The sequence below is a fragment of the Vibrio sp. 1F255 genome, assembly GCF_041439145.1.
Taxonomy (GTDB): Bacteria; Pseudomonadota; Gammaproteobacteria; order Enterobacterales; family Vibrionaceae; genus Vibrio; species Vibrio crassostreae_C.
Genome location: NZ_JBGONQ010000016.1, coordinates 60,150 through 85,825 on the forward strand (window position 1 = coordinate 60,150; position 25,676 = coordinate 85,825).

Consider the following 25,676-nt stretch of genomic DNA (forward strand, 5'->3'; position numbering starts at 1 on the left):
GCAGTTTTTGATATTATTCGCGAAAATAAGTCTGAAGAAGTAGATCCACAATGGTCGAAACGTTATTAGTACAATTTGCTCCGATGCTTTTAGGAACCCAACTGATCTTAACCCTCATCTTGGTGAAAGGGGATATTTGTCCGGGGCAGCGTGGTCGGATCCACAAGATGTTACCTGCGATTGGCGTGCTGTGGCTTGCCGTCGCTTCAGTAAAAATTGAAGCCTTTCTGGTCGTGTTCGCGATCTTTTATTTCTATTCTCAAGTTCAAACCAAGAAGACTCGCGATTCTGGTCCTATCTGGGTGATGTACTTGGCCTGTGGTTTAGCGTTGTCATATGTTGCTATACAAGCGACTGAGCAAGCAACCGCTGTTGGTATCATTACTACTTTGCTGCTAGTGGTACTGTTAGGAGCAGCGTTTGGCCATCTACTACTGACGATTGCAAGGACACGGTTGCAGGCATTTCATCGAGTGCTTCCTGTTGTGGGCGTGCTAACCGGTATGTTGGTAGTACTGGCGACCGTCGTGAGTGTTTACTCTTTGTCTGAAGCTCAATTAGAACCTGTGATTTCCACTTTGCTATTTAGTTTTGCTTTGTTGATCTCCTCAATCGTGGTGTGGTGTTGGCATTTACTGTTCGCAAGAACGCCTGAAAAGCTTCAACTGAGTATTTCGTTGTTGATGTTATTGGTGGCCGTTGTGGGTTTAACGCCAGTTTGGGCACTTTAATCGCGCACTTTCATTAATTACGTGCGCTCATTAATCACGCATTCTCTTTAAGAAGTGTGATCAGTTTTTTAGCATGGCCTTGGTAAGCGTTCTAAACTTAATTTTAGTCGGTGTGTTCGTAAGGAGTACGAGATGGATTTAAGCAACGTCAAAGGTTTCGATAGCATTATCTTGCTGGGAATCGTGAATGAGAAACTTCGCCTAGAGTGCGATAGCTTTGAAGAGCTGATCAGTATGTATGAAATGGATATAGAAAGTGTCGTGGGCAAGCTCGATATGCTTGGCTATCAATACGATCCATTGACTAACCAGTTTAAGTCTTACTCGAGATAAGCTAAAGATTAGCGCATCTTTTATCGAAAATGACATGCATCGCGTGTTGTGGGTGTTGAGAGAAAAAAAGTCACAGATTATCTGTGACTTTTTTGTTTCTGACGAATCGATCGAGCTTAACTTAGCCATAAATCATCTTTAAACGACCTCTATGCCATCTAAGTGACTCTTACTTTGCTGTCTTGCCGTGCTAAAGAAAGCTTGCAGGTAACGTTTATCTTTCTCAGAGTTTCTTACCGCTGCGAACAGTCTTCTTGATAGTCCTTTGCCTAATGGCTTGCTGGCAATCAGCCCTTGTCTTGAGAATTCACTGATCGCCCAGTTTGGTAGAGCCGCTACTCCCAAACCTGCTGATACCATTTGAACTAGCATTAACGTGTTGTCCGCTTGTTTCCACTTTTTAGGTTCTACACCCGCAGGCTGTAAAAAGTGCTTCACGACATCTAAACGCTGTTTTTGAACAGGGTAGGTGAGCATGGTGAGATCGCTAAGATCTTGCGGTTCAATGCTCGCTTTTTCTGCCAAAGGTGAGTTGATTGCGGTGATCAAACGCATCTCAAAATCAAAGAGTGGTTCGTAGTGAACCTCAGAGCGAGGCTGTATATCAGAGGTGATCACCAAATCTAGCTCGCCTGCCATTAGCGCGGGTAGCGGCTCAAACCCAAAGCCTGACGAGAAATCTAGCGTTACGCTTGGCCAAGCCACTTGATATTCCTTCAAAGCAGGCATTAACCATTGGAAGCATGAGTGACATTCAATCGCCATGTGCAAACGACCATTCACATCCTCTTTCAGGCTCGCGAGTTCGTTCTCCGCTTTAGCTATTCTTGGCTGTATCTCATCGGCAAGCCTAAGCAAAATCTCACCTTCAGAGGTGAACTTAACTGGTCTAGTTTTACGTAGGAAAAGCTGACCACCGATACGCGCCTCAAGGTCTTTCAGTTGGTGAGAAAGCGCCGACTGAGTCAAGTGAAGAGAAGTTGCCGTCGCTGTTAGCGAGCCGCTGTCTCTTAAGGTAGTCAATGTTCGAAGGTGTTTAAGCTCTATCATGAGTTTTCCTCATATTCCCTAAGCCAATTCAATATTTCTTAATAATCACCCTACGGGGTTTTCTTTCATTTGTAAACGTCTAGATGTCCAGATGGATTTAATTCTTTCAGCTTTAGATTATTCAAGATGAATATTTTTAATAAACAAGATGAATATTTGGACGTTGTTCATCGTTCAGATTAGGGAGATAGTTTAGCCATCCAGACGCCTTATAAAGAACTTAAACCATAAGCTAGGCAGTTTGATCGAACACTAAAAATTATTGAATAAGGAACAGGTTCATGACTACGACAACGCATATTTTAGGCTACCCACGTATCGGCGAAAAACGCGAACTCAAATTCACTTTAGAAAAATACTGGCGCGGTGAGATTAGCCAATCAGATTTAAAGCAACTCGGTAGCGAACTAAGAAATCGTAACTGGAATGTACAAGCTGACGCGAATCTTAGCTTTGCAACTGCGGGTGACTTCGCATGGTACGACCATGTATTAACAACGACTTTACTTCTAGGCCACGTACCAAAGCGCCATACTGGTGGTTCTGAAGATGAAAAATCCTTCCCAGATTTAGATACTTTGTTCCGTGTGGGGCGTGGTCAATCTCAGGTTCAGTCGACTTGTTGCGGTGGTACGCATACGTCTAGTGACGGCACTAAAGATAGCTCTGCGGCTTCTGATATGACTAAGTGGTTCAACACCAACTACCATTACATTGTGCCTGAGTTCAGCAAAGACGATTCCTTTGAAGTGAGCTGGCCACAACTGTTTGACGAAGTGAGTGAAGCGATAAAATCCGGGCATAAGGTGAAGCCAGTTTTGTTAGGCCCGTTATCTTATTTATATCTTGGTAAAGAAGTGGAGGAGGGTTTTGATCGTTTATCTCTTCTTCCGCGCCTTCTTACCGCTTACCAAGCAATTTTGGCAAAACTCGCTAAGTTGGGGGTTGAGTGGGTTCAAATCGATGAACCAATTCTTTCGCTTGAGCTTGAGAGTCAATGGGCAGATTCATTCAAGTTGGCGTATCAAGTGATTCAAGGTGATGTAAAACTGCTGCTCACTACTTATTTTGATTCGGTGACTGATACCTTAGATAAGATAGTAGAGCTACCAGTTAATGGCCTACATATCGACTTAGCAGCAGCACCACAGCAACTTGATGAAGTAGTGGGTAAGTTACCTGAACACTGGGTACTTTCAGCAGGGGTGATTAATGGACGAAACGTTTGGCGAGCTGATTTAGCCGCTCAACTAGAGTTACTACAACCAGTGAAAGAGAAGCTAGGAGACAAACTTTGGGTAGCAAGTTCATGTTCACTTTTGCATAGTCCAGTCGACCTTGAGTTAGAAGATTCACTCAGCGATGAAGTGAAGAGTTGGTTTGCTTTCGCGAAACAGAAAGTGACCGAGGTGAGTATATTGGGTGCTGCACTAGACGGTAACCACAATGCTATCTTGGCGTGTGAAACCTACAGCCAGCCGATTGTTGCACGCAAGAGCGCGACTCATGTGAATAAGCCGCAAGTTCAAGCTCGTATTAACACGATAACTAAAGCGCTAGCAGAGCGCACTGCTCCATACGCAGAACGTGCCGCGCACCAGTCTGAGGTGTTAGGCTTACCGCTGTTACCAACCACAACCATTGGTTCATTCCCACAGACAGGCGAGATCCGTGTTCAACGTAGCGCTTACCGCACTGGCAAACTGAGTGAAGCGGAATATAACACTGCATTGAAAGGCCATATTGCGGATGCCGTTAAACGTCAAGAAGCACTGGATTTGGATGTACTGGTTCATGGTGAAGCTGAACGTAATGATATGGTGGAGTACTTTGCTGAAAATCTAGCAGGCTTCCAAACTACCAAATTTGGTTGGGTACAAAGTTATGGCTCTCGTTGCGTGAAACCTGCGATTGTGGTTGCGGATATCGAGCGTGAAAAACCAATGACGGTGGAATGGTCGACCTATGCTCAATCTCTGACTTCAAAGCAGATGAAAGGCATGCTAACTGGGCCTGTTACTATCTTGTGTTGGACATTCCCACGTGAAGATATTTCACGCAAAGAGATAACCAATCAACTGGCGTTTGCGCTGCGAGATGAGGTGTCTGATTTGCAAGACGCAGGTATCAACATTATTCAAATTGATGAGCCTGCCATTCGTGAAGGTTTGCCATTGAAAAAGCGTGACCATGCAGAATACTTAGAGTGGGCAGTGGATGCCTTTAAGATTTCAGCTGCGAGTGCTAAACCAGAAACTCAGATTCACACCCACATGTGTTACAGCGAGTTCAACGAGATCATTGATTCAGTCGCTGCGCTAGACGCCGATGTGATTACCATAGAGACTTCTCGTTCGAACATGGAACTGCTGAAAGCGTTTGAAGAGTTCAACTACCCGAATGCGATTGGGCCTGGCGTTTATGACATCCACTCACCAAACATTCCTTCAGAAGAGTGGATTGTTGATTTACTTAAGAGAGCGGCAAAGAAAATCCCAGCAGAACGTTTGTGGGCAAACCCTGATTGTGGGCTGAAGACGCGTAACTGGGCAGAGACAGAAGCGGCACTGGCTAATTTAGTTTCAGCGACTAAAATGCTGCGTAAAGAGTGGGAGTCGGCAGAAGCATCAGCATAATTAAAGCTAGGGTGTTATCGTTCTAAAAACAAAAGTCTGAGAAAAGAAAGGCCTCGCATCTGCAAGGCCTTTCTTGTTTGTTACTAGCTTAACGTTAGAAATCAAATCTAGTTAATGCTCTGACATGTCTCTTTGCTGATTAGCTTTTCAACCATCAGTTGTCCGCGAGTGTTGCGAACCTTAATGTTGTAAGCCAAGCCCATGTCAAGGTTTGCTCTAACTTCAGAGTTGGTGCAGTAGCTGTTAACACTCATATCTACGACTTGGTTTAAAGGCTTAGCACCTTTAGCGTCTTGGTTGTAGATCATCATGATCTCGATAACGGTGTTTTTTGCCAGTACACGCATGACTGACAGTGGGCCATACTCAATCGGCAGGCCGGCAGATAAAACGCCAGCACGGTGTTGCGCCATCATTTCAAGCTGTCTTTGTTGGTCTTGCTCACTTGAAGCACAGCCTGCGAGCAGAGCTAAAGCCAGAGAGCCAATAATCCATTTTTTCACGTTAAAATACTTTCTTGAATGGTTTTACAATGACATTTTGGTAGACACCTGCCTCAATGTACGGATCTGCGTCTGCCCATACCTGTGCGTCCTCTAAAGAATTAAACTCAGCAATTACAGTAGAGCCTGTGAAGCCAGCTTCACCAGGGTTATCTGAGTCAATGGCTGGCATTGGGCCTGCTGTTAACAGTCGGCCTTCATCGTGAAGTGTTTGTAGGCGTTCTAGATGTTGTGGGCGAACACTTAGGCGCTTTTCTAATGAATTTTCGACGTCTTGAGAAAAAATCACGTACCACATATTGAGATATCCTTATTTTACTTCACTAAATTGGGGCGTTTAAATTCGCTATCTTGCTAATTTACGCGAACTAATTGGTATTGGAAGGGTTAATGATAAGAAATTGTGAATTGGTGCGAGAGAGTTGTATGGTCTTTAGCGATTTCATTCGTTGAAACTAAAGACCGTCTACATTAGCAGCTTGGTGAAAAGTACTATTTATTGATTGGGCGAGGCTTACCACTTTCATCAACCGCAACGTAGTTGAATGTCGCGCCACAAACCTTGTAGCGGTCGCCGATACCGTGATCAAGTACAGGCTTAACCCAGACTTCTAGGTCGATATTCATCGAGCTGCGACCAATCTTAGTGCAGTCACCATAAACACACACAACATCACCCACTGAAACCGGCTGTTTGAACTCGATACTCGATACTGAAACCGTGACTATCTTGCCGTTAGATATCTCTTTTGCCAGTATGCCGCCAGCAAGGTCAAGCTGTGACATTATCCAACCACCGAAAATCTGGCCTGCTGCATTTGTATCAGAAGGCATCGCTAATGTGCGAAGAAGTAAAGAACCAATCGGGTTCAAAGTTGATTGAATAGTCATTGTCGTACTCTTAATGGTATTGATTGTTTTATATAAAAATAGATGTGTTTACGAGACTCGTGGTGGTCTAATTTTTAACGTCTTCACCGAACACAAATAATCAGCGGCCAATGATCACGAGTATCATTGGCCAATCGCATATTGATAATAATTGTATCAAATAGGGTATGAGGACTCATCCCTAAGGGCTATTTCTCGTCGGTATTTTTATCCGTTAACTCTTTCTGCTGGTCTTTTGGTAGATGCTTATAGATATAAACACCAGTGAGCAAGGTGAAGAGCAAGGTCGCGATGAGTAGACCAAACACTTTGAAGTTGACCCAAACATCCAACGGTAGGCTGAAAGCAACGTAAACGTTGAGAACGGCACATAGGGTAAAGAACAGCGTCCATGCCCAGTTGATCTTGCCCCATACCGAATCAGGCAGTGTGATCTCTTTGCCTAACATACCTTTAATCGCTGATTTGCCCATGATGTGACTGACCGTCAGGCCAATCGCAAACAGTGCGTAAACGATGGTGACTTTCCATTTAATGAAGTTGTCGTCGTGCAAGAAGATGGTCATGCCACCAAATACGGCAACCATTAGAAAGGTGATGACCTGCATTTTTTCGACTTTCTTGTAGATGAAATAAGTCAAAATAATTTGAACTGCAGAGGCAACGATCAAAGCGCCGGTCGCGGTATAGATGTCGTACATCTTATAAAGCGCAAAGAAAATAATGAGAGGAATGAAATCAAGAATTTGTTTCATGAGACACTGACTATCCAGTTAGTTGAGTTGCTGACAGTCTAACGAAAACTGTCTCGATTCTAAATAGCTCGAGACAATTGGGTGCCAATTAATTCAATCTAACCACTCATCGTGTTTAAAGAGTTGAAGCAGGTTATCGCATTGACGAGGTTTGATAGCGAGGTATCAGCTTTTTGATATCTTCAAGGTAACCTTCGCTCTTTAAGCTGTCTAAGGTGTTTTCGAGCTCTTGCTCACTCATGGCAAAACATGTCGATTTACCGGTCGTTAAGTCGAGATACTCGTGATATTCACGCTCTGTGAAGTGGCCAATTCTGTCCATTAATAGGGTTTTAATTCCATGGTGAATCAAGCCGTAATACGTATGTCTTTGTAAGGTCATAGCCTATCCTCCGTGACAAGCTGCAGTGAAACTGGTGCAACCTGCTGTATATTGGTTGGGTTATCTATGACAAAGCAACTCGAATGCCATTTTCTCCAACGGAACAGAATAAATTCCAGGCTAAATAGAATTGAACTTCTTTTCAAATAGTTAAAGGAAGGTACGTTCTATTCTCTGACAATCAATACGAAACAGACATCAAATAGTTTCATTTTGAGAACGGAAAAATTCTCATTATGACGCTCTCCTGCCGCTTATAAAGAGGCCTACCAACAATGATTGCCGCTAATCGACGAGCCAATCAACAAGCGTAGATAAGGATGTATTTTGTCGATTCTTGGGTTGCAGCAAGAAGTAACCATTTCCAGAGAAGACACTGCCTTCACTCACTTTCACCAATCTACCCAAATCAATATCTTGCTTGGCCAGCGTGATGTCGCCTATGGCAATGCCAAACCCTTGAATGGCGGCGTTCATAGCTTGATCGAGTGTTGCGAATTGTTGGTTGTTCTTGCTTGAAAGGTCGTGGCTGCCTATGTGCTCTAACCAAAGTCGCCAATCACTTTGCTCATTGTTGGCGTGTAGCCAAGTGTATTGGGCAAGCTTGTGTGGCTTGATGATGGTCGATGCGTCGTCGACAAGATGGCTCTGTGTAATGCTTTGTGCTTGGCAAACGGGCGCTAGCTGCTCGTTAAACAATAATTGGCTGATAATCGATTGTTGGTTTGGCTTCTTACCATAGGTAATTACGGCGTCAAACGGATCAAAGCTTGGTTCGAAGACGTGCTTGATGGTCGACGTAAGTTCGACATCAATTTCAGGATAGGCTTGCTGAAAAGACATCAACTTAGGTAGTAGCCAAGAGGTAATACAGCTCGGTGCGTTGAGTTTGATCTTAGACGGAGAGCTAGCCACTTGATTTAGAGCCGATTGCAGCTGATGAATCGTTCCTTGTATCAGGGGAACCAGTTCTTCTCCTTTCGGCGTTAAAGACAATCCGCGAGCATGGCGATAGAAGAGATCACAGCCAAGGCTTTCTTCAAACGACAATACCTGACGACTCACTGCACCTTGCGTAACATTGAGCTCATGTGCCGCGCGTGTAAAGTTGAGGTGCCTTGCCGTAGACAAAAACGCGAGCAAGGTTTTGGTTGAAGGAAGTGTGCGATTCATATCTTTACCTATGACTTTTTATCATGGCTATTATGTGATTATTTCGATTCATTTATCAATAGTGTTCTGTTTGAATGTAAATACTTAATCATCATTTGTGATTCAATATATGTATAAGTCACATTTTTTGAATATGAAGGCAATGATGAAGACATTGTGATTTTGTGAAAGGGATAGCTTCTTGACATCTTTTATTGATAGCTTAGTGCCTCAGGCTGTAAAAAAATTAATACCTTATCAATCGGCAAGAAGAATTGGTGGTGATGGACGTGTCTGGCTAAACGCCAATGAATTGGAAAGCTCGCTGTTTCAAGGAGAAGCAAGTCACAACCGATACCCAGACTTCTTACCGCAAGATATTGCTAAGGCTTATCAAGATTACTGTAGTACCGATGCCGCGACTGTGGCTGTTCGTGGTGCAGATGAAGCGATTGATTTGCTGATCAGAACATTCTGTAAACCGGCGTGCGACAACATACTTATCTGCTCTCCAACGTATGCGATGTATGAGTTTTGCGCTGATGCATTGGCGATTAATACCTTGGACTCTCCATTGCAGGAAGACTTTAGCCTGAACGTCGCTGATATTGTGAATAAGGCAGAACTGGCGAATATCGTGTTTCTTTGCTCACCAAACAATCCAACGGGCAATGTGATTCCTAAATCGGATTTGATTCAGGTATTGGAAGGCACGATTGGGAAGTCGCTAGTGGTCGTCGATGAAGCGTATATCGAATTTGAACCACAAACGTCAGCCGTTAGTCTTATTGAACGCTATCCACATTTGGTTGTGATTCGCACCTTGTCTAAGGCATTTGGACTGGCTGCGGTTCGTTGTGGTTTTATCTTAGCGAGTCAAAATGTGATGCAGTATGTCGCGAAGCTGATTCCACCGTATCCGATGCCAGATTGCTCATCTCAAATCGTGCTAGACGCTTTGTCCGATGAACGAGTCTCAGTGATGCAAGACGCGACGCAAAAGCTGGTTGAACTACGTAACTGGTTTGCTTGTGAGCTAACGCGGTTTGATTTCATCGAGTCTGTTTACCCTTCATCGACAAACTTCATTTTGCTGCGTCAAAAAGCAGGGCACCAAGTGTTCAGTGTCTTGGCGAAGGACGGCATTGTGACAAGGAACCAAAACCATGAACCGGCTTTGCGTAACTGTGTTCGAATCAGTATTGGTAGCCAAGAGAGCATGCTAGAAGTGATAACGTCACTAACACGTTACCAAACCGAATTAGAACAGAGTCAACAAGGCAAACAAATTCAACAAGCTCAACATAAAGAAATTCAATCTCAACTCGATAAAGATCATATCTAGGATGGCAATGATGAAAAAGATAATACTAGGACTCGCTTGTGCGGCCGCTTTACTTGGTACAACGGTACAGGCGAAAGAAATCCGTTTAGCGTCGGACTTTACGTATCCGCCATTCAACTATAAAAACAGCGACGGTGTGCCTGTCGGGTTTGATATTGAGATAGCTGACGCCTTGTGTGAGCAAGCTAAACTCGATTGTACTTGGGTTTCACAAAGCTGGGATTCGCTAATTCCAAGTTTGTTGGCAAGAAAGTCAGATGTGATTATGGCTTCGATGCGCATTACCGAAGAGCGTAAGCGTAAAATCTTATTTACTGACAAGTACTACCAAACACCAGCCGTATTTGTTGCTGCTAAAAGCGCAGAATTCAGCGTTGATGAGGCAGGCTTAGCGGGTAAAACCATCGGTGTTCAGCAAGGTACGATTCACGATCGCTACGTAACCGACAAGTTTGGTAGTGTTGCCAACATTAAGCGTTACACAGGGCAAGATGAAGTGTATCTGGATCTGCAAAACGGTCGCTTAGATCTAACCTTCGGCAACTCAGATCAACTGTCATTAGCTTTCTTAGATAAGAAAGAAGGCGAGGGCTTTGAGTTCAAAGGTAAAGCAGTAACCGACAAAGCCTACATTGGCGAAGGTACGGCGTTAGCACTGAGAAAGCAGGATTCAAAACTGGCGAAACAATTCAATGCCGCGATTGAAGAGATCAGAGCCAACGGTACTTACGACAAGATCGCCGCTAAGTACTTCACGTTTGATATTTATGGTGCTGATTTGTAATTCGTCTAACGCCTAAAAACTAGACCATCAAAAAAATCCGAGGGCTGTGAGGCTCTCGGATTTTTGTTACAAACAATTCGTCCTAGTAAGATTCCCACCGTTGTCTTTATCCCTGCTTATCCACTCTTGTTCCATACGCTCAGCCTAAAACCTTACCTCGACCACCTCAGAAATCGCAGTTCACGACTCGCTTTTTCAATCGATGAGACCTTCTTTGTCCGTGCTTAATTTCTGATTTTAAGATCTTAAAATAACACAAATTTGCGCGTAATTTTTGCTAATAGACTGTTCTAAAAGCAGTTGAAAGCGATCGGAATTCCCCAAAAATCCGAAGTTAGACTGCTTAATGGTCTAATTAGTCCCAAATATGATTGGTATCACAATCAATTCAGCTCTCTGGCAAATAGATGAATCTTAGTTCACAAAATATACACATAGTATTGTAATACAAAATTCATAGAGGTAAGAATATTGTAATGAAACGTTACTGCTATGAGCGATGTGCAATAGAACGTTAGATTTCAAACTTAGCTATAGCGTTGCATATAAAAACTGTACCTCTTACAAAATGGATTCTGGAGAAGAACATGAAAAAACACCTACTGACGATTGCAGCGGCTTCAATTCTTATGGCATTTGGCGCTCAAGCAAAAACTTTGACGTTAGGGCATGCAATGTCATTAGAAAGCGCAGCTCACCAAGGCATGGTGATCATGGCTGATAAAGTGAAAGAAAAATCGAATGGTGAACTTACGATTAAGATCTTTCCAAACGGTCAATTAGGCTCTGAACGTGACCAAGCGGAGCAAGTTGTTACTGGCGCGATTGATATGGCCAAAATCAATGGTGGGTTAGCCGAATCTTTTGAACCAACGTTTAAGGTTAATGCACTGCCTTTCTTATTCCGTGACGTTCCACATATGAGAACCTTCATGCGAAGTGAAGCAGCACAAGAGATGTTGCTTTCAAGTGAAGGTAAAGGCTTCATCGGTCTTACATTCTATGACTCAGGCACACGTAGCTTCTACGCTAAAAAAGCCATTAACTCACCGGCTGATCTCGCTGGTATGAAAGTTCGAGTTCCGGGTTCTCCAACCATGATGGAAATGGTTAACCTATTAGGTGGTAAAGCAACGCCTGTACCTTTCAATGAGGTATACACGGCGCTGCAACAAGGCGTAATTGACGGTGCTGAAAATAATATTTCTAGCTTAGTTGAAATGAAACACAGCGAAGTTGCCAAATTTTACTCTATGGACCAGCACATGATGACACCTGACGTGATCATCATTTCAGAATACAAATGGGGTTCATTAACGGCAGAAGAGCAAAAGATCTTAAAAGAAGCTGCTGCTGAGTCTCTTGAAGAGCAGATCAAAATCTGGGATGCAACAGATGACATGAACAAAGAGAAAGGAATGAAAGAAGGTGTCACGTTTGTTGAAGTTGATAAAGCCCCTTTCCGTGCAGCTGTTAAACCTATGATTGATGAGGCGAAAAAAGATCCAAAACTAGCTCCATTCATTGAAAAAATTGAAGCTCTTTAATCAGTCTTAGTGAAAATATAATTTTGCCTTGGCTTTGCTAAGGCAAAATTTTTTGAGGTATCACACCATGTTAGCAACTTTCAGAAACCTACTTGATAGGCTGATTCTTTTTGTCTCTTCTTTTGCACTAATGTTACTTGTCGTTACTGTCACTTGGCAGGTCTTTAGTCGTTATGTTTTGAATGATCCAAGTAACTGGACTGATGAACTTGCTCGTTATGCGATGGTATGGCTTGGCTTATTAGGAGCAAGCTACTTATTCGGTATCAAAGGACACTTAGCAATAACGTTATTGGATGGTTATCTTAAGGGTAAAGCACATATCGCATTACATGTACTCATCAATATCATTTCTGGCGCATTTGTATTTCTAGCAATGCTTCAAGGTGGCATCGCCCTAATGGGAAGAACCACACAACAACTCTCTCCAGCACTGCAATTACCGATGTCGACGGTGTATTCAATATTGCCGATTTCAGCCGTTATTATCCTCATTTATTTGGTCATGAATACGTTTGATCTTTTTTGTGAACCCAACAAAAAATAAGTTTTAAAAGGACTCTATATTATGGATTTGTCCATTGGTGTTTGGCTGCTAGGCCTATTCTTATTCATGATCGCGATAAGCATGCCGATTGCGATTGCAATTGCCATGTCATCTTTAACCATCATGTATTTCATCTTACCGTTTGAAGTCGCCAGTATTACTGCGGGTCAAAAAATCATTACCGGTATTGATAGTTTCAGTTTATTAGCCATCCCTTTCTTTATCCTCGCGGGGAATATAATGAATGTAGGTGGCATCGCGAGTCGACTCATCAACCTTGCAAAGCTCTTGGTTGGTTGGATCCCGGGCTCACTTTTTCACGTGAACATCTTCGCCAATATGATGTTTGGCGCCGTTTCAGGATCAGCCGTTGCAGCAGCAGCTGCGGTTGGTAAAACCTTAGGCCCAGAATTAGAAAAAGATGGTTATGATAAAAACTTAGCAACAGCAGTAAACGTTGCATCTTGCCCGGCAGGCTTATTAATACCGCCGAGTAATTCACTGATCGTATTTTCAGTGGTATCGGGTGGAACATCCGTTGCGGCGTTGTTTATCGCAGGGTATGTCCCAGGTATTCTAATGGGCTTAAGTTGTATGGTCGTCGCCTATTTCATCGCTAAAAAGAAGGGCTACAAAACAAGTGCGAATGACGGCTTCACAACGAAAGATGTGCTGAATATTGTTTGGCAAGCAACACCAAGCTTAGGGCTTATTGTTGTTGTTATTGGCGGTATTATTGGTGGTATATTCACTGCAACAGAAGGGGCATGTATAGCGGTTCTATACTCTTTTATACTGTCACTCTGTTACCGAACCCTCAAATGGGCACACTTTCCGATAATTTGTAGAGAAACGGTTCAGGTTACTGGCATTATGCTGTTCTTGATTGGTGCTTCTACCATTATGTCATGGGCAATGGCGTTTACCGGTCTACCAACCATGATCAGTGATTGGATGCTCTCTATTTCAGACAATCCAATTATCATCTTTATTCTGATGAACCTGATTCTACTGATTGTGGGTATGTTTATGGACCTTACGCCAGCCGTATTGATCTTTACCCCTATCTTTATGCCGATTGCTGAGCATTTAGGCATGCATCCAATTCACTTCGCGATGATGATTATCTTCAACTTATGTATTGGCATTGCAACGCCACCCGTTGGTACGGCGCTATTTGTGGGTTGTAGTGTCAGTGGCTCTAAGATTGAAAACGTTATAAGAAGTATCATGCCGTTTTGTGCCGTATTGATCGTCACACTGTTGGCCATTACTTTTATTCCTGAAATTAGTTTGGCTCTGCCTCGTGCGTTTGGACTCATCAATTAGCCTGACAAGGGTAAGATTTACCGACTCAATATTGATCATCACCTAATAAAAAACCGCCTGTGTGAAGGCGGTTTTTTTATCAATCAAAACTGAAGCTTAATATTACGCTTGCTGTTTTTGTAGCTCAGCTTCTTTCGCTTCGTCTTCGATTAGAGAATCAACGATGACTGCACATGCAGCATCACCAGTGATGTTTAGAGCAGTACGAATCATGTCGAAGATACGGTCTAAAGCGAACAACAGAGGTAGACCTTCGATAGGGATACCAGCTGCTAGAAGAACCGCAACCACTAGGAAAGAAGGACCTGGCACACCCGCTTGACCAACTGCGCCAAGCGTAGACGTTACGATGATAGCAACGTAAGCACCCATAGACAGGTCGATGTTGAACAGCTGTGCGAAGAAGATAGCAACTAGGCCATAGTAAATTGCGTTACCAGACATGTTGATCGTCGCACCAAGTGGCAGAACGAATGAAGCCGTAGAGTTACGAACGCCAAGTTCTTTCTCTACCGTTTCCATTGTTACTGGCAGTGTCGCCATTGAAGATGCTGTTGATAGTGCAACCGCTTGAGGCTTCTTCATTGCCACTAGGAACTTCTTAGCAGAAGTCTTAGTGAAGATTTGAATCATTAGCGGGTAAGCAACAAAGCCGAAGATCAGAATCGCAGCGATGTAGACAACGAACAGTTTGAACACAACCATAAGTGCGCCAAAGCCGAATGTACCCACAGCTTCTGCCATTAGGCCGAATACGCCAAGTGGTGCAATGATCATAACCTTGTTGATCATCCAAACCATAGCGTCAACGATAGCATTTACACCGTTGATGATAGGGTCACGCTTCTCTTTTGCTTGTTTAGAAATCGCAATACCGAAGAATAAGCAGAAAACTAGAATTTGCAGAATGTTTGCTTCATTCAGTGATTGGAAAACGTTGGTCGGGATCATGCCTGTGATGGTTGCCCAGAACGTTGGAAGTTCACCTTTCGCAGCGTATTCAGAAGAGAACATGCCTTCAACGCCAGAAACATCGATACCACGACCTGGTTCGAATATTTCACCCATTACTAGCGCTAGTGCTACAGCAAGTGCAGACGTTAGTGCAAAGTAACCTAGAGTGGTCACGCCCACTTTACCTGCTGATGAGCTGTTGCCTAGACCAGCAGCACCTGAAATTAGGGCAACCGCGACTAGAGGGATAACCAGCATCTTGATCAAATTGATGAAGATAGCACCCAGTGGAGCGAACATAGTTGCGCTGTCACCCATCATCGCACCGACTAGGGTACCGATGATCATTGCAATAACGACTTGAACGCCGATGTTGCTTAGTAAACTCTTTTCTTTTAACACTTCCATAACCTCTGTGCTACTAAATATAAAAATCCCAGAACTACTCACCAATGTACGATGTACCATTGGATTAATATTTCGCGAGAAGTTTTACACGTATCTTTTACATTTATCAATATGAGCAGAGATGAAAGAACACCAAAAAGCAGTAATCAAATGTCATTTGATGATTTTTCACACTAAAGCAAACGTTTGCTTTTTGATTTGTCATTATTTTTATAAATGGTGGTGATGTTTTGGTGGGGTATTATAGGTGTGCTACAGGTTTGCATGAGGTGTTGTTTTTATCAGAAATTTAACAATTGAGAGGGTTTGGACGTGTTCTCGGAGAAAAACTCCCACAGCGCAAATTATCGCACTAGTGGGAGCCTATTTATTATTTTTGCGTTGCCGCTTTCATTGGCGTAACAAACTCAGCAAGTGCTTTAAGCATTGCTTCTGGTTGTTCAACGTTGTTTTCAATGATTTTCACAACCGCAGAGCCAGAGATAGCACCAGCAGCGCCAGCTTCGATGGCTTCTTTTACTTGCTCAGGAGCAGAGATACCGAAACCAAGCAGTGCTGGTGGCGCATCAAACTTGTTCAAACGGTCAAGTAGGGCTGTCACAGGCATGTTTGCTTTGGTTTCTGCACCCGTTACGCCAGCACGAGAAAGTAGGTAAGTGTAACCACCACCTAGCTCAGAAACCGATTGAAGCGTCTCATCACTTGCTGTTGGTGGAGCAATAAATATTGGGTGAATACCAAACTTCTTAGCTGCAGCAACAAACTCGCCACTCTCGTTGGTTGGTACATCAGCAATCAATACTGAATCGATACCTGCATTCGCACAACGCTCGTAGAAGTTCTCGATACCACGTGCGTACACCAAGTTTGCGTACATCAGTAGGCCGATTGGCAGATCTGGGTATTTAGCACGAATTTGACCAATAAGATCAAAACACACATCTGGCGTTACTTTTGAATCTAACGCACGAATGTTTGCACCTTGGATTGTCGGGCCATCTGCAAGCGGATCTGAGAATGGAATACCAAGTTCAAGTGCATCAGCACCCGCTTCAACGAGTGTTTCCATGATCTTAAGAGACTGCTGAGGGTTAGGATCGCCAACCGTTACGAATGGTACAAATGCGCCCTGATTCTTTTCAGCTAAGCGAGTGAAGAGTGATTGATAGCGATCCATTATAATGCTCCTTTCTCTTTAAGAATGTCGTGTACAGAGAAGATGTCTTTATCACCACGACCAGATAGATTAACCACTAATAGCTGTTCTTTCTCTGGGTCATCGTGAGCCATTTTAACAGCATGAGCCAAAGCATGAGATGACTCTAGCGCTGCGATAATACCTTCTTTACGTGCAATCAATTGGAACGCTTCTAGCGCTTCGTCGTCGGTCACGTTGTCGTATTCAGCACGGCCAATAGCATTTAGGTGCGCGTGTTGAGGACCAACTGATGGGAAGTCTAGACCCGCAGATACAGAGTAAGACTCTTCTACTTGGCCGTTCTCATCTTGCATCAGTGGCGCTTTCATGCCGAAGAAGATACCGGTTTTACCGTGCTTAAGCGGCGCGCCGTGTTGGTCGGTATCAATACCTTTACCAGCCGGCTCTACACCGATTAGGCGAACAGTTTCTTCTTCAATGAAATCCGCAAACATACCGATAGCGTTCGAACCACCGCCGACACAAGCGATAACCGCATCAGGAAGGCGACCTTCACGAGCTAGAATTTGGTTCTTCGTTTCTTCACCAATCATGCGTTGGAAATCACGAACAATCGTTGGGAATGGGTGAGGACCCGCTGCAGTACCCAATAGGTAATGCGCGTCTTCATAAGTTGCAGACCAGTCACGTAGTGCTTCGTTACACGCATCTTTTAGCGTTGAAGAGCCAGAATGAACAGGGATAACCTCTGCGCCCATTAGCTTCATACGGAACACGTTCGGGCTTTGACGTTCAACGTCTTTTGCACCCATGTAAACACGACACTTAAGACCTAGTAGAGCACACGCTAGAGCCGTTGCCACACCGTGTTGGCCTGCGCCAGTTTCAGCGATGATTTCCTGCTTACCCATACGTTTTGCTAGCAATGCTTGACCAAGTACTTGGTTTGTCTTGTGGGCGCCACCGTGAAGTAGATCTTCACGCTTAAGGTACAGTTTGGTTTTTGTGCCTTTAGTTAGGTTACGAGTCAACGTTAGTGCCGTTGGACGACCAGCGTACTCTTGAAGAAGCGTCATGAATTCGCTGCGGAACTCAGGATCGGCTTGTGCATCGATAAATGCTTGTTCAAGTTGGTCTAGTGCTGGCACTAGGATCTGCGGTACGTATTGACCACCGTATTCACCAAAGTAGGCATCGAGTTTAGCCATTGTGTTATTCCTTCAATTCTACTGATGTGTATTCACACCAAGTCATTTAATCTTGTTTGAGCTTCGCAAAAGGCAAAGCTCACAAATATGTTTTTAGTTTCTGCTTTCTAATTTCTAGCGCCGAGTTTGGACTAGTAATTGCGAATCGCTGCAAAAGCACGTTGCAGTTTGTCTGCGTCTTTTTTTCCTGGAGCGGATTCAACGCCAGAGTTTAGGTCTAATCCTAAGCAACCCAACTTAGCGGCTTGGTTAGCATTTTCTGGGTTTAGGCCACCCGCCAACATGATTGCGCTTTGGTTGTTGATTAGGTTCCAATCGAACACTTGGCCTGTGCCACCAGTTTGAGAACCCACTTTAGTATCTAGCAGGTGACGAGTCACGTTGCTTTCCAGTAATTCTGGTAGCGAGCTCTCAGCATCGGGAGCAACACCGTAAGCTTTCCAAATCTCAACGCTTTCAGGTAGTGACTGTTTTAGCTCATCGACAAACGCTTGAGACTCATCACCGTGCAATTGCACAGCGAACAGGCCTAGCTCAGAAACCGTTTTCGCAACGTCAGTAACGCTGTGGTTTTGGAACACACCCACGTAGTTCAAAGGTGCGCCGCTCATAGTCAAACGAGCCGCTTCGATATCCACATGACGCTTAGATGCTTCAACGAATATCAGACCACCGAATACCGCACCAGCTTGATAAGCCTTTGCTGCATCGTCAGAGTGAGTTAAACCACACACCTTGTTTTCACCCAGTGTTACTTTGCGTACCGCAAGCTCGAGGTTCTTCTCTGCCATTAGAGAGCTACCGATTAGGAAGCCATCTGCAAACGTTGAAAGGTCACGAACTTGTTGATGTGTGTAGATGCCAGACTCTGAAATCACAACTGCGTTTGGAGCCAGTTCGCGAATCAGCGGCGCCAACTCTTTAGTACGGTTCAAATCAGTCGAAAGGTCACGAAGATTACGGTTGTTAATGCCGATCACCTTAGCGTTTAGAGCGACTGCACGGTGAAGCTCTTCTTCGTTGCTGACTTCGGTCAATACACCCATGTTGAGTGAGTGAGCGACTTCCGCCAGCGCTTTGTACTCTTCGTCATCTAATACCGATAGCATTAGCAAGATAGCATCAGCTGAGTAATGACGAGCTAGATACACTTGGTAGGTATCAACCATGAAGTCTTTACACAGGATAGGCTGCTTAGCAATGCTGCGAACTTTAGGTAAAAACTCAAAGTCACCTTGGAAGTACTTCTCGTCTGTCAGCACAGAAATCGCGTTTGCGTGGTTGTTGTAAACAGAAGCAATGTAGTCGAGGTCAAACTCGTCACGGATTAAACCTTTTGACGGAGAGGCCTTTTTACATTCAGTGATGAAAACCGTTTGTTCTCCGCTCAGAGCGTCATAAAAGCTGCGGTCTGTTGCAGTTAGTGACGCTTTAAACTCGTCTAATGGTTGAGTCTGCTTACGCGCTTCAACCCATTGGTATTTATCACGAACGATTTTTGCTAATACTTCCGCCATTTCAGCTTCTTTGACTGAAACGTGGGTCGACAGTTTATCGGTAGTCTGTGTCATGTTCTTTGTCTCGATTCGTCGTTCGTTAGGCGTGTGCAGCAAGTTTTTGTACAAGCTCGTATGCTTTGCCAGAGTTCATCGCGTCAATTGCTTGCTGTGCGTTGGCTTTTAGGTCTTCGTGACCAAACAGACGCATCAGTAGAGCAACGTTGACTGCCACTGCGCCAACTTGAGCATCAGTGCCTTTACCCGTCAGGATACCGGTTGTGATGGCTTTGTTCTCTTCTGGCTCGCCGCCCTTGATTGCTTCAAGAGGGTGAGTGTTCAGGCCAAAGTCTGCCGGTGTCACTGTGTACTCGTGAATTTTGCCATCTTTAATTTCAGCAACGATTGTCTCGCCATGAATAGCCACTTCATCAAGGCCACTACCATGCACAACGGCAGCACGCTTCATACCCATTTGCAGCATAGTTTCCGCGATAGGGCGGACGAGCTCTTTGCTGTAAACACCCATTAACTCGATATTAGGGCGAGCAGGGTTAATCAGTGGACCAAGGATGTTGAAGATAGTGCGCGTTTTCATCGTCTGACGAACAGGCATCGCGTGACGTACACCGACGTGATATTGCGGAGCAAATAGGAATGCTACGCCAAGCTCGTCGACTGCAGTACGAGTGTCTTCTGCTGTCATCGCTAGGTTAATACCGAACGAATCCAGTAGGTCAGAAGAGCCTGATTTGCTCGATACGCTGCGGTTACCGTGCTTCGCGACTTTTAAGCCACACGCTGCGGCAACAAATGCAGAAGTCGTCGAGATATTGATGGTGTTGTGACCGTCGCCACCTGTACCTACGATGTCTGCGAAATCGTAATCAGGGCGCGGGAACGGGTTTGCATTCGCAAGTAGTGCTTTTGCTGCGCCTGCAATTTCATCGGGCGTTTCGCCTTTGATTTTCAGTGCAGTTAGCGCAGAAGCCATCAAGATTGGGTCTAGTTCACCCTTGATGATCACATCAAATAACTGTTGGCTTTCTTCTTGAGTAAGAGACTGCTGTTCGTAAAGTTTATTAATCTGTTCCATGATCGTTTCCTATATCGTCTTTTTCTCAAGAGCCCATTCGATAGCGTTTGCTAGAAGCGTTGCACCGTAGGTCGTCATAATTGATTCAGGGTGGAATTGGAATCCACACACCTTGTCTTGTTCTTGAACCACAGACATCACCAAATCATCTACTTCAGCGGTCACCGTTAGGCTATCAGATACATGCGTTGCCACTAAAGAGTGGTAGCGAGCGATAGCCAATGGCGAAGGTAAGCCTTGGTAAGTCGCATGGTTTTGGTGTTCCATCATCGACACCTTACCATGAATGATTTCGCCAGCGCCTGCAACGGTGCCGCCATAGGCTTCAACAATCGCTTGGTGGCCTAAGCAAATACCAATCATTGGCACTTTACCTTTTAGAAGCTGAATCAGCTCTGGCATACAGCCCGCATCTGCTGGAGCGCCAGGGCCTGGTGAAAGCAGTGCAACAGGGTTGTCTAGTTCGTTGATCGCCGCTTCAACTACTTTTGCAGGAATGTTGTTACGGTAAATTTTTACGCTGTGACCTAATGAACGAAATTGGTCTACAAGGTTGTAAGTGAACGAGTCGAAGTTATCGATGAATACAATATCAGCCATGATTACGACTCCTTCTTATTTGTTAGGTTCTTAGTATGAGCTGCTTGAATCGCTGAGATAACCGCTTGTGCCTTGCCGCGAGTTTCATCGGCTTCTGCTTGTGGGTCTGAATCGAATACCACACCAGCGCCAGCTTGTACTTGTGCTACGCCATCTTCAACGTAAGCAGAGCGAATTACGATACAAGTATCTAGAGTCCCTTCACCGGTTAGATAACCGACTGCACCACCGTAGCTACCACGACGCGTTTTTTCTACGTCACGAATAAGCTGCATTGCGCGGATTTTTGGTGCGCCCGTTAGCGTGCCCATGTTCATACAAGCTTGGTAAGCGTGCAGAGCATCTAAGTCTTCACGGAGCTGACCAACAACACGAGAAACCAAGTGCATTACATGGCTGTAGCGGTCTACTTTCAGTAAGTCTGCTACGTGGCGAGTGCCAGCTTCGGCAATACGTGCCACATCGTTACGCGCTAGGTCAACTAGCATCATGTGCTCGGCGTTTTCTTTCTTGTCGGTACGCAGTTCAAGCTCGATACGGCTGTCTAGGTCGAAATCGATTTGACCGTCAGGGCGCTTACCACGACGACGAGTACCAGCAATCGGGTAGATCTCGATTTGGTTGGTTTCTGTCTCGTATTTCAGCGCGCTTTCTGGAGATGCACCGAACAGAGTAAACAGCTCGTCTTGCATGTAGAACATGTAAGGGCTTGGGTTGCTTTGTTTGAGTTCTTTATAAGCCGCCAGTGGGGCAGGGCAAGGTAGAGTGAAGCGGCGTGAAGGTACCACTTGGAATACATCGCCTTTAACTACGTACTCTTTTAAATCACGAACCGTTTGGCAGAAGTCTTCATCTGAAACGCTAGGTACAGCTTCAACGTTGTCTAACGGCGTTACTTCAGTGATGGCTTTCAGGGACTGACACTGAGTTTGAATGTCGGCTAGACGGTCAGTTAATTGCGCTTTGATGTTGTCATCTTGAGCAAATAAGCTCGCGTGAAGTAGGCCTTCGTTCTCTTGGTGATCGAAACGCAATAGTGTTTCAGCTACGTAGAATACAAAGTCAGGACAATTGTTGGTTGCTTCAGCATCACCTAGTGGCTCAAAGTTTGCCACGATGTCGTAAGCGAATAAGCCCGCCATGAATAATGCGTGTTTGTTATCCGCGTCTTGCTCAAAGCTGTGCTGAACCAAACGCAGTGCATCGAATGAAGAGGCTTCTCTTAAACGTGAGTCTTCGTCTAATTCGTTGCTTGGTTCGATAAAAGTCAGCGTCAAAACGTTATCAGTAAGGTCAGATTTAATTTCTGCTTTCACGTTTTGAGTGAGATGTTCGATAAGCGCTTGACCGTTTTCAGTCAATGCTTGAAAGGTTACTTCATGTCCGCGACATACGATGCGAACAGCAGAGTCGATAAGGAGTAGGCTTGTCAGGTTCTGTTTAGATTCAATCTCGGCAGATTCCAACAAAAGACTATCAGTTTTGTTTTCACACAAAGTATGAAAAACGCTGGTTGGATCTTGCGAGTAAGGAACTGAGGAATTGATGACCTCAATGGTTCCCAGCTTTTTGATTTCAATGGCCTTGTTCACAAGACCTCCTTTATGATTCTTTAAATTTCCTGCCGTACATAGTCGCATAAAGATACCTTTCACCCAATCTAGAATATGGTCAATTCGATGATTTGTTAGTCAGTTGAATGTGAGATGTTCGACAAATTAAAAAGCCCGCTATTAAAGCGGGCTTAGTGATAACTTTTTTATAAACAAACTGTTTAACTAGAAGTACACGTTAGCCCACCAAGAACTTGTCCAAGTGCGCCACCAATTAAGCTCTGAACTTGCTTCTACTGAAGAAAGTTCTAAAACTTTATCTTTATGGTTTTGGTTAAATTCTTGTAACATGGTGAACCTATCAAATGTGATACTTCGTATTTGTGTACTAGTTAACTAGTTTTCTGCTTGCGGGTCAAGTGTGTTGACACAAATATAACGATAAAAATTGAAAACAATGAAAAAGAATATATGAGAATTGATCTACATAGTCATACAACAGCCTCAGATGGCCGACTTACTCCACCTGAGCTAATTGACCGAGCGCTTGGCTTTAACATCGAAGCGCTAGCGATTACAGATCATGACACGACTGATGGGCTTGCTGAAGCACGCAACTATATTGCGGATAACAATCTTCCTATTCAGCTGATCAACGGCATTGAGATTTCGACTGTTTGGCAAAACAAAGATATCCATATTGTTGGGTTAAACGTTGATCCGGAGTCACCAGAGCTAAAAGCGTTAATTGAACAACAGAAGCAACACCGTGTTGGGCGTGCAGAGATGATTGCTCAACGTCTTGAGAAAGCGACTCGTGAAGGCTTGCTAGAAGAAGTTAAATTGATTGCTGGTGATGCGCCTATCACTCGTGCTCACTTTGCTAAGTGGTTAGTCGATAACGGCTACGCAAAAACCATGCAGCAGGTGTTTAAAAAGTTTCTGACTCGCAATAACCCAGGTTATGTGCCGCCAACGTGGTGTTCAATGAGTGATGCTGTCACGGCTATTCATGCTGCTGGTGGTCAAGCAGTATTAGCTCACCCCGGCCGGTATGGCTTAACAGCGAAGTGGGTTAAGCGTCTGTTAGCTGCATTTGTTGAAGCAAAAGGTGACGCCATGGAAGTCGCTCAGCCTCAGCAAGCGCAACAAGAAAGACGCACACTTGCGGATTATGCTATACAATACAAACTATTAGCCTCCCAAGGCAGTGACTTCCATTACCCATCCCCATGGATGGAACTTGGACGTAATCTCTGGCTACCTTCTGGGGTCGAAGAAGTATGGAAAGATTGGGAGTTTCAAACGGTTTCACCAACTGATACCGATGACAGTATTTAGGTGAACCAGCTCCTTCTGATGATAGAGTCGAGAGATTCGATAACGAGGATCAACAATGAGCCAGTTTTTTTATGTACACCCAGATAACCCACAAGCACGCTTAATTACTCAAGCGGTTGCGATTATTCGCAATGGCGGCGTTGTGGTTTATCCAACAGATTCCGGTTATGCGCTGGGCTGTCAGCTTGAAAACAAACAAGCACTTGAACGTATCTGTAAAATTCGTCGCATCGATGACAAGCACAATTTCACCTTGTTATGTCGTGATCTTTCTGAATTATCACTGTATGCACGCGTCGATAACGTGGCTTTCCGTCTACTGAAAGCACATACACCAGGTGCTTACACGTTTATCTTTAAAGCAACCAAAGAAGTGCCAAAGCGTTTGATGAACGCCAAGCGTAAAACGATTGGTATTCGTGTCCCAGACAACAAGATTGCACTCGACCTTTTGGAAGCGATGGGTGAACCATTAATGTCGACGTCTCTGATTCTGCCGGGTAACGAGACTACGGAGTCGGATCCAGAAGAAATTCGTGACAGCCTAGAACATGCGGTTGATGTCATTTTGAATGGCGGTTACTTAGGTGAGCAACCGACGACGGTTATTGACTTCAGTGACGATGATGCCGTGGTTCTACGTCGTGGTGCTGGCGATCCTGCGCCGTTTGAATAATCGCTTTACTGATTAACAGTCTGTAACGATACAGCAAACCTGCCACAGTAAATAACAAGTGCTTTTTGGCAGGTTATTTGCGATAATACGCGACCGCGATTTGGTCGCGAAAAATTCATTCGACGTCTGTGAAGACGACAATTAGGTAGAAAAGAGTAAATGAGCGAAAAATTACAGAAGGTTTTAGCGCGAGCTGGTCACGGTTCTCGTCGTGAACTAGAAGGTTTAATCAAATCTGGTCGTGTAAGTGTTAACGGTCAAGTTGCGAAACTGGGCGAGCGTCTTGAAGACGAGAACTCAGTGATCCGTATCGATGGCCATACTGTTTCAGGCAAGGCTTCTGAAGAAGTGGTTTGTCGTGTACTTGCTTACTACAAACCTGAAGGTGAGCTTTGTACTCGTCACGATCCTGAAGGCCGCCGTACTGTTTTCGATCGTCTACCTAAGATCCGTGGTTCTCGTTGGATTTCAGTTGGTCGTCTTGATGCAAACACATCAGGCCTTTTGCTTTTCACTACTGATGGTGAGCTTGCAAACCGTCTAATGCACCCAAGCCGTCAGGTTGAACGTGAGTACCTAGTACGTGTATTCGGTGAAGTGACTGAGCAGAAAGTTAAAAACGTTACTCGTGGCGTACAACTAGAAGACGGCATGGCTCGTTTTGAAGATGTGGTTTACGCTGGTGGTGAAGGTATGAACCATACTTTCTATGTAGCGATTAACGAAGGTCGTAACCGTGAAGTTCGTCGTCTTTGGGAATCACAAGAAACAACAGTAAGCCGCCTGAAACGTGTACGTTACGGTGATATCTACCTTGATAAGAAACTGCCTCGTGGCGGTTGGAAAGAGCTAGATCTTCAAGAAGTTAACTACTTGCGTGAGCTTGTTGAGCTTAAGCCTGAGAAAGAGACACTGTTGGATCTTGATCCTTCAAACACTTCTCGTAAGCGTGAGCGTTCTCGTAGCCAAAAAATTCGTCGCGCTGTTAAGCGTCACGAAGAGCGTGCAAACGCACCAAAAGGCCGTAGCAACCAAACTAAGCGTAAGAAGCCTGCAACTCGCGGTACTACAACACCTGATTCAGGTCGTAGCGCTCCAGCTGCAAACAAAGGCAAACCTCAGGCTAACAAAAGTAAGCCTAAACTGAACAACGGTCGTCCGGCTAAACCAGCTAAGCCAAGAACACGTCAGTAATTACGT

Annotated in this window: 26 protein-coding genes and 1 other annotated feature; of the genes, 11 read left to right on the plus strand and 15 right to left on the minus strand. The window is 44.5% G+C overall.

Going from position 1 to position 25,676, the window contains the following annotated elements:
• The first annotated feature begins 50 nt into the window (after positions 1-50).
• Entirely contained in the window at positions 51-731 is a 681-nt protein-coding gene (locus ACED41_RS10925) for a hypothetical protein (RefSeq protein WP_029235143.1), read from the plus strand.
• A gap of 132 nt (positions 732-863) precedes the next feature.
• On the plus strand, positions 864-1,064 hold the full coding sequence (locus ACED41_RS10930; RefSeq protein ID WP_009846421.1) for a DUF4250 domain-containing protein: 201 nt from the start codon (positions 864-866) through the stop codon (positions 1,062-1,064).
• Between the two features lie 138 nt (positions 1,065-1,202).
• Here ACED41_RS10930 and ACED41_RS10935 read toward each other — a convergent pair whose 3' ends face one another.
• Positions 1,203-2,114 (minus strand): LysR substrate-binding domain-containing protein, encoded by a 912-nt coding sequence (locus ACED41_RS10935; RefSeq protein ID WP_010437993.1) that lies wholly within the window; start codon positions 2,112-2,114, stop codon positions 1,203-1,205.
• Positions 2,115-2,395: 281 nt separating this feature from the next.
• Between ACED41_RS10935 and metE the strand changes: the two genes are divergently transcribed.
• Complete coding sequence (metE, locus tag ACED41_RS10940) at positions 2,396-4,750, plus strand: 5-methyltetrahydropteroyltriglutamate--homocysteine S-methyltransferase (RefSeq protein ID WP_017067396.1); 2,355 nt, start codon at positions 2,396-2,398, stop codon at positions 4,748-4,750.
• A gap of 107 nt (positions 4,751-4,857) precedes the next feature.
• On the opposite strand, the gene ACED41_RS10945 is transcribed toward metE, so the two are convergent.
• From ACED41_RS10945 to ACED41_RS10970, 6 genes are all read right to left on the minus strand, one after another.
• Positions 4,858-5,253: a GspS/AspS pilotin family protein gene (locus ACED41_RS10945; RefSeq protein WP_010437997.1), complete on the minus strand. Its 396-nt coding sequence runs from the start codon at positions 5,251-5,253 to the stop codon at positions 4,858-4,860.
• Position 5,254: 1 nt separating this feature from the next.
• Positions 5,255-5,551: a YciI family protein gene (locus tag ACED41_RS10950; RefSeq protein ID WP_010437999.1), complete on the minus strand. Its 297-nt coding sequence runs from the start codon at positions 5,549-5,551 to the stop codon at positions 5,255-5,257.
• A 194-nt stretch (positions 5,552-5,745) separates the two neighbouring features.
• Positions 5,746-6,144, minus strand: coding sequence for an acyl-CoA thioester hydrolase YciA (yciA, locus tag ACED41_RS10955; protein ID WP_017061510.1), 399 nt, complete (start codon positions 6,142-6,144; stop codon positions 5,746-5,748).
• 188 nt (positions 6,145-6,332) lie between these two features.
• Positions 6,333-6,899 carry a septation protein A gene (locus ACED41_RS10960; protein ID WP_017061509.1) on the minus strand — a complete coding sequence of 189 codons (567 nt, stop codon included), beginning with the start codon at positions 6,897-6,899 and terminating at the stop codon, positions 6,333-6,335.
• A 133-nt stretch (positions 6,900-7,032) separates the two neighbouring features.
• On the minus strand, positions 7,033-7,281 hold the full coding sequence (locus ACED41_RS10965) for a hypothetical protein (RefSeq protein WP_017069991.1): 249 nt from the start codon (positions 7,279-7,281) through the stop codon (positions 7,033-7,035).
• A gap of 285 nt (positions 7,282-7,566) precedes the next feature.
• Positions 7,567-8,454 (minus strand): LysR substrate-binding domain-containing protein, encoded by an 888-nt coding sequence (locus ACED41_RS10970; RefSeq protein WP_017063534.1) that lies wholly within the window; start codon positions 8,452-8,454, stop codon positions 7,567-7,569.
• A 181-nt stretch (positions 8,455-8,635) separates the two neighbouring features.
• Between ACED41_RS10970 and hisC the strand changes: the two genes are divergently transcribed.
• The 5 genes from hisC to ACED41_RS10995 all read left to right on the plus strand — a co-directional run bounded on the left by hisC (position 8,636) and on the right by ACED41_RS10995 (position 13,985).
• Complete coding sequence (gene hisC / locus ACED41_RS10975; protein ID WP_102427834.1) at positions 8,636-9,778, plus strand: histidinol-phosphate transaminase; 1,143 nt, start codon at positions 8,636-8,638, stop codon at positions 9,776-9,778.
• 10 nt (positions 9,779-9,788) lie between these two features.
• Positions 9,789-10,562 (plus strand): ABC transporter substrate-binding protein, encoded by a 774-nt coding sequence (locus ACED41_RS10980; RefSeq protein WP_029235360.1) that lies wholly within the window; start codon positions 9,789-9,791, stop codon positions 10,560-10,562.
• 587 nt (positions 10,563-11,149) lie between these two features.
• Positions 11,150-12,109, plus strand: coding sequence for a TRAP transporter substrate-binding protein (locus tag ACED41_RS10985; protein ID WP_017063537.1), 960 nt, complete (start codon positions 11,150-11,152; stop codon positions 12,107-12,109).
• A 67-nt stretch (positions 12,110-12,176) separates the two neighbouring features.
• On the plus strand, positions 12,177-12,656 hold the full coding sequence (locus tag ACED41_RS10990) for a TRAP transporter small permease (protein WP_004736522.1): 480 nt from the start codon (positions 12,177-12,179) through the stop codon (positions 12,654-12,656).
• A 21-nt stretch (positions 12,657-12,677) separates the two neighbouring features.
• On the plus strand, positions 12,678-13,985 hold the full coding sequence (locus ACED41_RS10995) for a TRAP transporter large permease (protein WP_010438025.1): 1,308 nt from the start codon (positions 12,678-12,680) through the stop codon (positions 13,983-13,985).
• A 102-nt stretch (positions 13,986-14,087) separates the two neighbouring features.
• Here the strand turns inward: ACED41_RS10995 and ACED41_RS11000 are convergent, their stop codons facing one another.
• From ACED41_RS11000 to ACED41_RS11035, 8 genes are all read right to left on the minus strand, one after another.
• On the minus strand, positions 14,088-15,407 hold the full coding sequence (locus tag ACED41_RS11000) for a dicarboxylate/amino acid:cation symporter (protein WP_321163247.1): 1,320 nt from the start codon (positions 15,405-15,407) through the stop codon (positions 14,088-14,090).
• A gap of 310 nt (positions 15,408-15,717) precedes the next feature.
• A complete protein-coding gene (gene trpA, locus ACED41_RS11005) occupies positions 15,718-16,524 on the minus strand; it encodes a tryptophan synthase subunit alpha (RefSeq protein ID WP_017070760.1) in 807 nt (268 codons plus the stop codon).
• Positions 16,524-17,714: a tryptophan synthase subunit beta gene (gene trpB, locus ACED41_RS11010; RefSeq protein ID WP_017061500.1), complete on the minus strand. Its 1,191-nt coding sequence runs from the start codon at positions 17,712-17,714 to the stop codon at positions 16,524-16,526. Before trpB ends, trpA begins: the two co-directional genes overlap by 1 nt.
• 131 nt (positions 17,715-17,845) lie before the next feature.
• On the minus strand, positions 17,846-19,285 hold the full coding sequence (trpCF, locus tag ACED41_RS11015) for a bifunctional indole-3-glycerol-phosphate synthase TrpC/phosphoribosylanthranilate isomerase TrpF (RefSeq protein WP_017061499.1): 1,440 nt from the start codon (positions 19,283-19,285) through the stop codon (positions 17,846-17,848).
• Positions 19,286-19,310: 25 nt separating this feature from the next.
• Positions 19,311-20,306: an anthranilate phosphoribosyltransferase gene (gene trpD, locus ACED41_RS11020; protein WP_371724959.1), complete on the minus strand. Its 996-nt coding sequence runs from the start codon at positions 20,304-20,306 to the stop codon at positions 19,311-19,313.
• A gap of 9 nt (positions 20,307-20,315) precedes the next feature.
• Complete coding sequence (locus ACED41_RS11025; RefSeq protein WP_010438041.1) at positions 20,316-20,906, minus strand: aminodeoxychorismate/anthranilate synthase component II; 591 nt, start codon at positions 20,904-20,906, stop codon at positions 20,316-20,318.
• 2 nt (positions 20,907-20,908) lie between these two features.
• Positions 20,909-22,498, minus strand: coding sequence for an anthranilate synthase component 1 (locus ACED41_RS11030; protein ID WP_017063545.1), 1,590 nt, complete (start codon positions 22,496-22,498; stop codon positions 20,909-20,911).
• Between the two features lie 125 nt (positions 22,499-22,623).
• Positions 22,624-22,738, minus strand: a sequence feature (Trp leader region).
• Entirely contained in the window at positions 22,685-22,810 is a 126-nt protein-coding gene (locus ACED41_RS11035) for a trp operon leader peptide (protein WP_009848753.1), read from the minus strand. (Overlaps the previous feature by 54 nt.)
• A gap of 120 nt (positions 22,811-22,930) precedes the next feature.
• Between ACED41_RS11035 and ACED41_RS11040 the strand changes: the two genes are divergently transcribed.
• From ACED41_RS11040 to rluB, 3 genes are all read left to right on the plus strand, one after another.
• Positions 22,931-23,800, plus strand: a complete 870-nt coding sequence (locus ACED41_RS11040) for a PHP domain-containing protein (protein ID WP_371724960.1) — start codon at positions 22,931-22,933, stop codon at positions 23,798-23,800.
• Positions 23,801-23,855: 55 nt separating this feature from the next.
• Positions 23,856-24,476, plus strand: a complete 621-nt coding sequence (locus tag ACED41_RS11045) for an L-threonylcarbamoyladenylate synthase (protein ID WP_009848751.1) — start codon at positions 23,856-23,858, stop codon at positions 24,474-24,476.
• A gap of 159 nt (positions 24,477-24,635) precedes the next feature.
• Positions 24,636-25,670, plus strand: a complete 1,035-nt coding sequence (gene rluB, locus ACED41_RS11050; RefSeq protein ID WP_017055112.1) for a 23S rRNA pseudouridine(2605) synthase RluB — start codon at positions 24,636-24,638, stop codon at positions 25,668-25,670.
• Positions 25,671-25,676 lie beyond the last annotated feature (6 nt).